At 41.9% G+C, this 11,441-nt stretch carries 11 protein-coding genes; 2 read left to right on the top strand and 9 right to left on the bottom strand.

Annotated features, from left to right (window positions below; translation table 11 throughout):
- From AC5590_RS08160 to tnpA, 5 genes are all read right to left on the bottom strand, one after another.
- Window positions 1-280, bottom strand: a 280-nt coding sequence (locus tag AC5590_RS08160) for a two-partner secretion domain-containing protein (protein ID WP_211178744.1), incomplete at its 3' end; no start/stop codon positions are given.
- Window positions 281-635: 355 nt separating this feature from the next.
- A complete protein-coding gene (locus tag AC5590_RS08155) occupies window positions 636-2,333 on the bottom strand; it encodes a fasciclin domain-containing protein (RefSeq protein WP_169268474.1) in 1,698 nt (565 codons plus the stop codon).
- A 598-nt stretch (window positions 2,334-2,931) separates the two neighbouring features.
- Window positions 2,932-3,723 carry a peptidase gene (locus tag AC5590_RS08150; protein WP_211178743.1) on the bottom strand — a complete coding sequence of 264 codons (792 nt, stop codon included), beginning with the start codon at window positions 3,721-3,723 and terminating at the stop codon, window positions 2,932-2,934.
- A gap of 482 nt (window positions 3,724-4,205) precedes the next feature.
- The gene (gene secG / locus AC5590_RS08145) at window positions 4,206-4,442 is read right to left on the bottom strand and encodes a preprotein translocase subunit SecG (protein WP_169268472.1); all 237 of its coding nucleotides are present in this window, start codon (window positions 4,440-4,442) and stop codon (window positions 4,206-4,208) included.
- Window positions 4,443-4,621: 179 nt separating this feature from the next.
- Window positions 4,622-5,023, bottom strand: a complete 402-nt coding sequence (gene tnpA, locus AC5590_RS08140) for an IS200/IS605 family transposase (RefSeq protein ID WP_169268471.1) — start codon at window positions 5,021-5,023, stop codon at window positions 4,622-4,624.
- Between the two features lie 91 nt (window positions 5,024-5,114).
- Between tnpA and AC5590_RS08135 the strand changes: the two genes are divergently transcribed.
- A complete protein-coding gene (locus AC5590_RS08135; protein ID WP_169268470.1) occupies window positions 5,115-6,410 on the top strand; it encodes an RNA-guided endonuclease TnpB family protein in 1,296 nt (431 codons plus the stop codon).
- Between the two features lie 53 nt (window positions 6,411-6,463).
- Here the strand turns inward: AC5590_RS08135 and AC5590_RS08130 are convergent, their stop codons facing one another.
- Together AC5590_RS08130 and AC5590_RS08125 are read right to left on the bottom strand one after the other, a co-directional pair.
- A complete protein-coding gene (locus AC5590_RS08130) occupies window positions 6,464-7,039 on the bottom strand; it encodes a DUF924 family protein (protein ID WP_169268469.1) in 576 nt (191 codons plus the stop codon).
- 3 nt (window positions 7,040-7,042) lie between these two features.
- The gene (locus AC5590_RS08125) at window positions 7,043-7,600 is read right to left on the bottom strand and encodes an SRPBCC family protein (protein ID WP_169268468.1); all 558 of its coding nucleotides are present in this window, start codon (window positions 7,598-7,600) and stop codon (window positions 7,043-7,045) included.
- Between the two features lie 562 nt (window positions 7,601-8,162).
- On the opposite strand from AC5590_RS08125, the gene AC5590_RS08120 reads away from it, so the two are divergent.
- Window positions 8,163-8,357: a hypothetical protein gene (locus tag AC5590_RS08120; RefSeq protein ID WP_169268467.1), complete on the top strand. Its 195-nt coding sequence runs from the start codon at window positions 8,163-8,165 to the stop codon at window positions 8,355-8,357.
- A gap of 193 nt (window positions 8,358-8,550) precedes the next feature.
- Here AC5590_RS08120 and AC5590_RS08115 read toward each other — a convergent pair whose 3' ends face one another.
- Together AC5590_RS08115 and AC5590_RS08110 are read right to left on the bottom strand one after the other, a co-directional pair.
- Window positions 8,551-10,062, bottom strand: coding sequence for a hydroxysqualene dehydroxylase (locus tag AC5590_RS08115; RefSeq protein WP_169268466.1), 1,512 nt, complete (start codon window positions 10,060-10,062; stop codon window positions 8,551-8,553).
- Window positions 10,063-10,562: 500 nt separating this feature from the next.
- Window positions 10,563-11,318 carry a class I SAM-dependent methyltransferase gene (locus AC5590_RS08110; RefSeq protein WP_169268465.1) on the bottom strand — a complete coding sequence of 252 codons (756 nt, stop codon included), beginning with the start codon at window positions 11,316-11,318 and terminating at the stop codon, window positions 10,563-10,565.
- Between the last annotated feature and the right edge of the window lie 123 nt (window positions 11,319-11,441).

The following is an 11,441-nucleotide window of genomic DNA, read 5'->3' as shown; positions in this document are numbered from 1 at the left end:
TCGAGACATTACCCCCAGTCACTCTGGTGAGTATGTTTGCAATCCCTGCCGGATTATAAAAATAAGCTCCTCTACCAGCGTTTACATTAAATTCCTGAAAACTGTGGAACAGGTTCCCCTGACGAATTGCGCCCCCATCAATTTTGTCGCTAGGGGTGCCCTTAATCACATCCTGTGTGACGCGGGAGTTCTCTGCGCCCAGCGTGTTATCAGGAGTGATTTGTGCTTTAGCTACCTTACCGTAGCTAAAGCTGAATACGGTTGCAAGGGCTAAAGTCAAGAAAAAGAGTGGGTGGCGCACTTGTTTTATCCTCGGTATTTTACGAGTATGAAGTTGGGAAGAATACTTTCAAACAAGTAAAATTATAGCTCAGTAGTACTGATATAAGGTTTGTAGGCTCATAGTAATTATTTGTAAGATTTTGTGACAAAGTGTTTTTTGTCATACCCTCGCTTTTACCTACAAAAAAATTTCCCTCTCCTTCATAAGGAGAGGGATGCCCGACAGGGCAGGGTGAGGTGAGACCAGCGCTCTTGGTAGGGGAGCTACTGCTCGACTAGGGTTCCCCCCGTTGTAGCACAAGCGCGTTTTCAAGGGTAGCCAGGGGACGGGCGTTCCCGGAGGGTTCCGTTACTTAGAAATTGTAGCCAACTCCTAGCATCAGCCCGACATCAGTCTCATTTAGAAAAGCTGCATTCACAGAACCTGTTAATGTAAATCTACGAGATAATGGCACATCAACACCGCCAGAAAGAAGGAAACCAACATCAGCATCATCACTGGTTTCAATCGCAACACCAGCACCTACATAAGGCGCGATGCTAAATCCTTGTCCTATTCCTCGTTGTGTGAGGTCGAAGGTAATGGGAACTAGAATGAGCGGATCATCCCCAATCACTGCTGAAGGTCGCACCGAGAAGTTTCGTGTTAGCCCAATTTTACTGAAAACTGCAAAGTTCCCATCACTAAGAGCTGAATCACCGCCTAAGCCAATATTACCACCAACTCCGATATAGCTAGAGACACCACGAGTGGCTCTACCTGGCGTAATACCATCTCCACTACCTCCGCCATTCTGTGTCTTGAGACTTACATTAGACGGTATGAGGACTCTGTTAACCGCATGAATCACACCGTTGCTTGCTTGGATGTTCGGCTGAGTCACGCTGGCATTATTGACTGCAATTTGATTACTACCTTCGACTTTAACCTTTAGGGGTAAGCCCTCAGCGGTTGTGATATTACCAGCCCTAAGTTGATCAGCACCAAGGCTACCAGGCACCACGTGGTATCTTAATATTTTAATCAGTGTTTCTCTATTTTCTGGCTGCTGCAACTGCTGTAAGGTTTGTTGAGGCAAAGCAGAAAATGCCTCATCGGTGGGAGCGAAAACAGTGTAAGGACCTGGTTGTTGTAGAGCATCAGCCAGACCTGCTGTTTTCAATAAAGAAGTCAAGATTGTAAAAGAATTACTAGAAGCAGCAACGGATACAATATCTGTGCTAGTTGTTGGAGCGCTCGCAGTGGTTCTACCAACAATATAATTAGCAGCTGCGACATTGTTCGCAAGAGGTGGCACCTGTCCCAGTTTAACCAAAGCTTGATATAAATGTGCTGCAGCTTCTGCACGAGTTAGAGGTGCAAGTGGATTGAGGGTACTCACATTTGGATAGTTAACCACAAGATTATCTTGTGTTGCAGTTGCCACATTATTCACAGCATAGTTTGGGATAGAACTAGCATCTGTGTAATAAGTACCAAGACTACTGCTTGCATCACCACTAGCAGTCAAACCTAAACCACTTGTTAAAGCAACGATCGCCTGCACCTTAGGAATCTGCTGATTTGGTCTAAACACGTTCCCTGGATACCCTGATAAAAATCCGCTTTCGTAGGCTTGAGTAATTGCAGTAGCCCCCCAATAGGTAGAAGGAACATCTTTAAATCCACCAGGAGTTGACTGCCGAACTGGGCTTTTGTTGAAAGCTTTTTGAATCATTGCTGCAAATTCAGCACGAGTCACAGGTTGATCCGGTCTATAAGTACCATCAGGAAAACCGGTTATTACGTTTCTTGCAGCTAAAGCTTGAATAAATGGTTGTGCCCAGTAATCTGCCGCAACATCAGGAAAGTTACTCGTTGTTGGAGTTGTTGATGGAGTCGTCGATGGAGTCGTCGATGGAGTTGTCGATGGAGTTGTCGATGGAGTTGTCGATGGAGTTATTTCTTGAGGTATTTGAGCAGAAACTAATGTAGGACTAGCTGTAGCAGTAATTATTCCTAACGTTATCAATGCGCTGCTGACTGTTGACAAACGCTTTGAGATATACATAACTTTTTTCACTCCTCACAAAAAAGATGACACTTATCTCGCCTACCGAAAAATCCTCAGAAGTCATGAGATTCAGTTGATAGATTGCACTTGAATCAACTACTGAACAAGTTCTTTTTCAAACTTAGACCTCAATAACGCAACTCATAAAAAATCAAATTGTTTTGAAATACGTAGGCGTTGATGAGTTAAAAATGCGCTCAAGGATACTGCAATAAACTTTTCATGTTAGAAAAGGAGAATCACTGCAAAACATTCTTTCTATAATTTTATATAGCTTTTTAAGAGGAGATTAAACATCTATCTTAGGCAAGGATTTAGTTAGTTTATCCGAGTATAGCCATACACCTGACCTGTTCTTTGAAAGCATGTTATTAGGCATATAGTGTCGGATGAATAACCAGACAATAGAATGCGTGACAAGTTCCTTATTCTTAAATTATCGTAACGATTCAGGTCAGGGGGTATTGACAAGTGTGACAACCGAAAACCATTGTGTATGTATTGCTTTCCATAGAAACGATAGGTAAAAGTGCGGTTCTTGCTGATGTGGACTATATCCAAAGGATGATTTTCACCAGAACCCTTAACAAATAATCTATGTTTCGTGGCTGTTTTTTACTGAGAAAGTTCCTACAGACCATCCCAAACTCGTTGGCTGTTCATAAACCAGCTTTAAGGTATTCACATCTCTAGCAGAAATCGGCGGCGAGTTGCGAACCTGAGAAAAGTATAAAGCATCGCTTGGCAGCGGACTATGTCCCCATATTCCTAATGCATGACCAAATTCGTGGCGAGTGGCTGCAAGGAGATACTGTCCTGTTTGGCTAGGACTCAACAAAATCCTGAAGCGGTGAGATAAAAGATTATTTTTGCTAACGTACATTTCATAAGTCGTTTGAGCAGAACGCGCACGCAGTATTTTACTACCAGGAGAAGTTTGCAATGGTGGAGTTTTTCGCACAATAGTAATGTCTGCGTCTTTGGGTTGTTCAACGATCGCCAAAGGCAAATAAACACTCCACTCCTGAACTGCTTGTGAAACGGTTTTCACCCAATCTTCTGCCTGTTTACTATTAACTGCTTGGGTTGATTCTACATAAACCCGAATGGGAAACTGCGACCAAACGAGATAACCAACTTGGGTTGGACTAACTTGAGAAAAGTAGTCACCGCTGTTAGTGCTATCTTGCCACTGCGTCAGTGTTGGTGGTAGTGGATGAGGCTTGAGGGGAGGTGAGGCAGAGGTAACAAGGATGGCGCTGGATTGGAAACTGGTCAAAATAATAAGCAGCGCTGTACCAATAGCTAATGCTAGTGAGACAATCAAGCGCTGCAAGACTACAGTTTTTGTAATGGTAGTTCTAATAGTACTTTTGGGAGTACTCAATATGAGTTTTTGGGTTTGTCTGCTATACAAAACTTGACCAAACTTATTTAAAGATCGCCATTCAACTAAAGTTTCCTTTAGAGGGTTTGCTTCTTGCTTCTACCAAGGGAGCCGGCTCCAACCTGTGAGGCAGTGCGTTGCGGGGGTTCCCCCCGTTGTAGCACCTGCCGTCCCACAAGCCTAAATTCGGGTGTAGCCCACCCTATTTTTCAAAGAAACAACTTTTTGAAGCTTTTAGCCATTGTTCAACCGTTATTTTCAGCTAATTTAACGAATCGTGGTATCCCGTTCGACCTTTTTACAGGCTTGCTAGTTTTGAAGTGAGCTGTGGTTTACAAACCAGATGATTTTGGGCTTTGGTTTTCAGCACTGTCACCAAAGTATCAGAAAGCTACAAATATGTCAAACTTCTTTTTCTGACTAATTATGAAAAAGTCTAGTAAAGTATTTGGCTATTTAATCAACCTCCCCATATTTTCATGTTATTTAGGGAGGAGCCAACCAGCACTTAAAACCACAGTTAAACCAAGAAAAATGGCTGTGAGTGCCCAAGTCACTCGGTTTAATGTATTTTCTGCACTCTTTGTGCTGCTGAACAACTGGGCTTGTCCACCAATGGCTCCTATGCCATCGCCTTTGGGACTATGCAGCAAAACCAAAACAATGAGACCAACAGCGGAAAGTGCCCAAATAAATTCTACGACGTTAACAACGGTCATGGTATCTAATATAGTTGATTATCGAGTTTTAAGATAGATTAATTCTTAATTATACATTATAAATGAGAAATTATGAGCTTTGTTTCTTTGCTGACAAGAAAGCCGACTCCGAGAAGCTGACAAGCTCAGTGTCTTCAGACCTGAGTAGAAGCGAACGGCAGTTTTAACTGCCTTGTCCGTTAACCGTGATGCTGATCTTCGATATACTTTTTAATTACTTCGCTACTTACGTTTCCGGCACTGCTAACAAAGTAACTCCTAGACCATAGACTAGGCAGCTTAAGCAGTTCTGGAAATTCTTTTCTAAGGTAATAGCTAGACCGACCCTTAAAAGCTTTTATGACCAGATGGGGTGCGTCGGATGGAGTAACACCGATAAATAAATGTATGTGGTCTGGGGCAACTTCCAAAGCTAAAATATCCCATCCCTTTTCGTTGGCAAGTATGTAAAAAATTTCTTTGGCACGCCTGGCAACATCCCCTATCAGCACTTTTTTACGGCGTTTAGGACACCAGACGTAATGCAAGTTTAACAAGTACTTGTTATGGTTCCCGCTTTTATACTCAGAAGCCTTTAGCATATATTTTGTTGTTTTCTTCTAAAATACCAACACATTTCCATTTTAGTATGCTATTGTCGTTATGTTTTGAGAGAACAACAAAGAGGGTTAAGTGTTTGGATGCCAGCAAGTATTGATAAAAACAGATAAAAGTCTAGAAGGCGTTTTACAGTTTGTTTGCTCAGAATCGGCAAAACTAGGTAATTGCGGGACGTACTACGCAAGGCAGCTTTATTTTAAGACTGGCAAGATACTTAGTAAGTTTGATTTGCACAAGTTATTAAAAACCAATCCTCATTTTCAAGCACTGTACTCTCACGTTGCTCAACAATGTTTAACCACGATCGCCGAATCTTTTAAGTCTTACTTGGGCTTGCTCAAAGCAGTTAACAAAGGTGCTGTGGAGCAACGACCAAAGTTACCTGGTTACCGCAAAAACGGTCTAGCATTAGCTACTTTTCCTCGCGCTGACGTTAAGCTCAAAGATGGTTTATTGCGGTTCCCGCTAGGTAGCAAGGTAAAAATTTGGTTTGGGTTGGACGCTTTCTACCTGCCAATGCCCTCAAATCTAAAGTACAGCGAGATTAGGGAAATTCGCATCCTACCTCGCAACCAATGCTTTTATGCTGAGTTTGTGTACAAAATGCCTGATACGGAACAACCGACGCTTGACAAAGTAAAAGTGTTAGGAGTTGATCCAGGTATTAATAATTGGCTAACTTGCGTTTCCAATATTGGAACTAGTTTTATCATTGATGGCAGACATTTAAAATCAATGAATCAAAACTACAATAAACGAGTATCCACGCTGAAAAAAGACAAACCTCAAGGCTTTTGGTCTAAGCAACTGGCGCACATAACGGAAAAGCGAAATCGCCAAATGCGAGATGGGATAAACAAAGCCGCACGCAAAGTTATTAGGCATTGCCTAAAAAACAAGATTGGTAGAGTTGTCTTTGGTTGGAATAAACGGCAGCGTCAAGAAATTAACCTTGGACGCAAAACTAACCAGACTTTTGTACAAATTCCTACATCCCGTCTTAAGGATAGGATTGCTCAATTATGTGAATACTACAAAATTGAGTTGACGGAAACAGAAGAAAGTTATACATCTAAAGCATCTTTCTTGGATAACGACGTGCTACCTACTTTCGGCGAAAAACCCGAAGGGTGGCAACCATCCGGGAAACGAGTAAAACGCGGTCTTTATAGAACTGCAAACGGATACAAACTAAATGCGGATTGCAATGGAGCCGCAAACATTGTCCGTAAAGTAGCGATGAAATTAGGACTAGTTGTTAATGGAATCAGTAGGGTGTCTTTGTCAGCACCATCGAAACTTCGTTTGTGGAGTCTTCAAGAATCTCCGAACTTTGTAAGTAAACGAGCGTCAGCGAAGTTTGCTTAGTTCGGAGAGTGTCAAACTCATGTATCTGAACTCACAACTCAGGACTGATAAACTTAAAAGGATGAGCTTTTGTGCTTCAAAAACTCCTTTTCTTCTGGAGTTGAAATTCTTCCCAAAATCTTATTGCGATGAGGAAAGCGCCCAAAACGCTCTATCACTTGCATATGGCGCACTGCATAATCAATGGGACTCACACTATCAGGATCATCACCCAATTGCTGAAACAGTCGTACTGCTTGATTCTGATGCTCCAGATTTTCGCTATGTTCAAAAGGCAAGTAAATAAACCAGCGTTGTACAGGTACCAACATGTGATCATATCCTTTTGCAACAGCGTGGTGAGCGACTGAGAGTGCTTCCCAGTCAGTAGCAAAGGCTTCGGGAGTATCACGAAACACATTTCTGGGAAACTGATCCAACAGCAAAATCAATGCTAGACAACTATCAGGAGAATCGATCCAGTCGTCTAGATATCCTGCTGCCGCCTTTTGGTAATCTATCAGAAACCGGATTCGCAGTTGTTCATCAAACTCTGGTTTTTTACTGAACCAAAAAGACTTTGGTTTAGGATAGTCTGGTTCACCAGAACTACCAAACCAAAAGTCTAAAATTTCTTGTGCCTGTGACATCTTTTACTGACCCTTACAAAGAACTTGTCGCATTTTACGCATATTCGCAGGCAATTCAAAGTTCATGGCTTGTTGAATGAAAATTGATGGTATGGGAATGGTAGGCGTAGCTTGCACAGTATAGCTTAGTAAAGTTCCGTCACCACAATCTTTTAGGTCTAAATTGGCTGTAAAATCATGAAAATTCCCTTTTTGCAGCTTAAATTGTATCTTTTGCCCAAATTCTTCCACGACATCAAGGTAAATTTCTACTTGGGCAGTGAAAAAGAAAAATGTTTTTTGTGCCGATTGATACAGACGTTTCATTTCACCAGATTGCAAAACTTCGCTTTTGATCACATCTGGAAAATAGTGTACCCAACGCGGGTAATCTGTTATCTGTTGCCAAACATTTGATCGCATTAAGGGCAAATACATCCAAGCGGTGACAGCACCACCCCAAGCTGTGTGCGATCGCGTTTGTACCAGAATTTCACCTTGCATCAGTAATTTTTGTTTATCTTGAGTCCAAGGCATACTTGAATTTGTAGGAACCGAATCTGAGGTAAAGGATGCAGACATACTTTTTTCAGTCACTCCTTAACACATCAACGTCATAAGTTTCAACTGGTGAACATCTAACTTGGTATACACTCCAAGTCATTAATTCTAGCTCCAGTAAAATATGAGAGTTTTCCGGAAACAGTCATGATCTAGTCATTATTACCAAAACTTCACGCTCATCATATGTCAGGTTTATCACTATATTGTGTTTTCTGACAGCATACAATGACAATTTTATTCACAAAATAGCGAATCGTCATTTTTTAAGTAAAAATACTTAGATGTGTGAGTAAAGATCAAGAACTTATTGTAGAGTAGGGAACAGGGAACAGGGAACAGGGAACAGGGAACAGGGAACAGGCTTGAAAGTCTCGTGCTGTGCGTATTTTCTCATTAGTTCACGTCCTAATCTACCTGGCAACTGCTATAGAGTAGATTTTTATAGAATTGCTTCAGAATAAAATGATCGCTTTAAGTGCATCCATCTCTGGTGTGATTTTTCTTTGCAGCTTTCAGATTTAATGACTAGGATTGTTACTACATATAAAATGCAGTGATTGTTGAGTTTAAGGGAAATAAGATGAGTTCGTCTAAATTAAATCGTAAATTAAACCAGGGTTTCGGGGCTTTTCTTGGTATTGCGATCGCTGTTTGGGTTCTGCGGGGTTTTGGTATTCTCACTTTTCTTCCAGGAGGAGTGATTTGGCTGTTGCTGCTTGCGGCGATCGCTATGGCTATTCTTAGTCACGTGCAAAAAACTTGGTGGCGTTACTAAAACAACAATCTATCGTATTTGCCTCAAGAGTACTGCGCCCATAACGCGCGTTTGGGCGTAGGGGACTCGCTAGCCCTGCTTTGTTAGCGCAGCGGGACGTTTGCGTGGCTAGCCCTTCATCGAACTCCCCGGAGGGGCAGGGGTTCCCCCTACACCCTTATACTCCTACACTCTCCTGACGGGTGAGTGTAACTTACGGTAACCAAAATTCCGGCAAAATAGATTTACCAATTTGACGTACACTTTTGTTAACAGTTCTTGCCAATTGAATGTGTGGCTCATCCGCTTGCACAGGTAGAATATTGGCTGGTGCACCTTCTCCAAAATAGGAAATCACTAAATTTGCTGCTTCTAAACCTGTGACGTAAGCCTTTTCTTGGGACCAAGAACCGTGGCGGTTTACAATCCAATCACCACTCATAAAAACATTTTTAAAACTTGTTTTCGCTGGTAACATATAACGATAACTACCAGGAGCAAAGTGAGATACTGCCTGCGGTAGACGAATTACGCTGCTATCAATAACTTTGGCTTGACGGAATTGTGGCACACAATTTGCTAAATAACGGTGAACTATCGGAATAATTTCGTCATCTTCTAAAGAAAGAAATTGATTAGCATGATAAAAATCAGCTTCAACAACTGTACCCGGTTCGTTACGGTATTCATCATGCAACGCGTTCAAATCAAAAAATGTCCAACCCGTTGTTCTATCAAACCCAAAGCAAGCATTAGAAGGACGTTTAATAGAAATCTTACGGTCAAACCATAGCCGAGTTGCTAAAACATCAATCGCTCCTAGATTGCTGAGATTGCGAAATTCATCACGTTTTTGTAAACTGGGGCTACTTGATAAAATCTTTTTCATCCCACTGATACCAACAGCAAAAACGAGTGCATCAGCATCAAAGACTTCATCATTGCAAACAACTCCTGTGACTTGATTATTGTCATCAACAATTAAGTCACTGACTCGACGATTTGCTAATACTTTTGCCCCAGATTTTTCAATCCGTTCTACCCAAGGGCGGAAGATTTGTTCTCCTACAGTTCCCCGGCACCAAACCACATCAAAATCTGGTTGATGTGCCAAGATAAAATAGTAAAGCATTCCTATAGCTGCTGCAGCCGAACACTGTTCTCCAGGAGCAAACAAGCCCACCAATAACATTGGTTCAAAAGATTCGTGGTAGAGTCGTGCAGAAACACCAAAATCTTTAAACAATTCACGGGCAGTGATAAAGTCATAACGCCGCCAAGCTTGATCAGAATTATCAAAATCAATAATCGCGTAAAGCAAAGGCAGAGCGCTGAGGCGATCAACGAGTGGCAAACGTTTAAACTGTGTATAAAGGAAAGTTCCCAGAGGAGTTGGGAGTTGCGGTAAGTCCTGAAAAATCGGTGATTCAACTTCTAACCCTGCTGGAGAATATTGCGATGAACGAGTCCAACTTGTAAAGGGACTAATTCCCAGTTCATTCATCAAAGAAAAGATATTTCTGTAAGGATACCAGAAGCCATGAATACCCGCTTCTACAGAACGTCCTGCAGATGTTTTCCAACCCGCAACCAATCCACCGGGATAAGAACCAGCCTCTAATAGTGTCACCTGGTACCCTTGTTTTGCGAGGGTTACAGTTGCGCCTAAACCCGCCCAACCAGCACCAACAACGACCACTCGCTTGTCTTGTGATACTTTTGACATATTAGCCTCCGATTTTTATCCCACCATCAAATCTAAAACATCTGGTAGACATACTATTTAACCATAAAGGCAACCAGAGATAAACAAAATTGTGTTCTGGTGTCGGAACTACGGTGTACGAGGTACGTAAAATGGTTAAAGCAAAAACAGAATGAAATGCAAGCAGGCAGCTTAAGTGATGTCATTGAACGTATGGCACGAGAAAAGCTACCCAAAAATGAGTAATTATGGGTAGCTTTGTCCATAAATTAAGTTACAGTTTCATTCCCTGATCTGGCAATACTCCAAGCCGAATTACTTGCGTGGAACACCCACCGAAACAACGCACAAACCAAAATCGACTGGCAATTTACCACCCTCGTTTTTAGTGATTAAGGTCTACTAGAGCTTGCGCGGATGATTTTTTTTGGAAAAAACTCTCAAACTCAGAACTGATAAGCCTTTGAGCCGCAAAATTGCTCATGACTTTTCAAACACCTACCCATCCGCGCAATGTCTCCTCACACAGAGGGTTTTTCAAATATCATCAAATGTTGTTGGGGTAACAAGTTTTTAGTTTCCCGCCAAACCAAACCAACAGCTTGCATTTCTTTTCGTACTTGTTTTTGAGTCATTTTATGCAAAGCTTTAATCAGAATAAAGGGATTTTCACCTCGATATTCAACCAGTACTATCCTACCACCGGGTTTTAGCCCCCGGATAATTCCTTCGATGATTTCTCGTGGGTACTCAAACTCGTGATAAGCATCCACCATCAAAGCCAAGTCAACACTTTCTGCTGGTAGATTGGGGTTAGTCAGAGTTGCCAAGACAGGTTGAACATTGGTGATATTTTTCTCTTTCTTCAAGAACTTAATAATATCCAGCATTTCTGGCTGAATATCCACAGCCAGGACTTTTCCTTTTGTTAAAACGCGAGCAATACGAAAGCTCATGTAACCTGTTCCAGCACCAATATCTGCCACAACATCGTCGGGTTTCAAGTTAAGGGCGCTAACGATTTTGCTTGGTTGTTCTTCAGCCTCTCGACTTGGTCGTTCTAACCAAGATGCTCCTGTATGTCCCATAACTTTGGCTATTTCTCGATTCATGTAAAATTTACCAATACCATCGGGACTGTGAATGAGCCGTTGTTGGTAAACTGTGGAAGATGGAGATGCACTTGCTGTGCTTATAGGAGCAAGCAGGATGCAGCACAGCATCAACAGGATAGTTACGGCGAAAGTTAAAAATTTGTCTTTTGATTGAGATTTCATCAAACTTTTTACACGATAGACAGGTCATCGAATGACTTAAAACTTACTAGAAACCTCACCCTGCCCTATCGGGCATCCCTCTCCTTATAAAGGAGAGGGAAAGATTTTAGCGCCGATTCAAGC

The organism is Brasilonema octagenarum UFV-OR1 (assembly GCF_963888615.1).
Classification (GTDB): domain Bacteria; phylum Cyanobacteriota; class Cyanobacteriia; order Cyanobacteriales; family Nostocaceae; genus Brasilonema; species Brasilonema sennae.
Note: the sequence above shows the minus strand (reverse complement) of the source record. Positions and strands in the feature narration are given on the sequence as shown.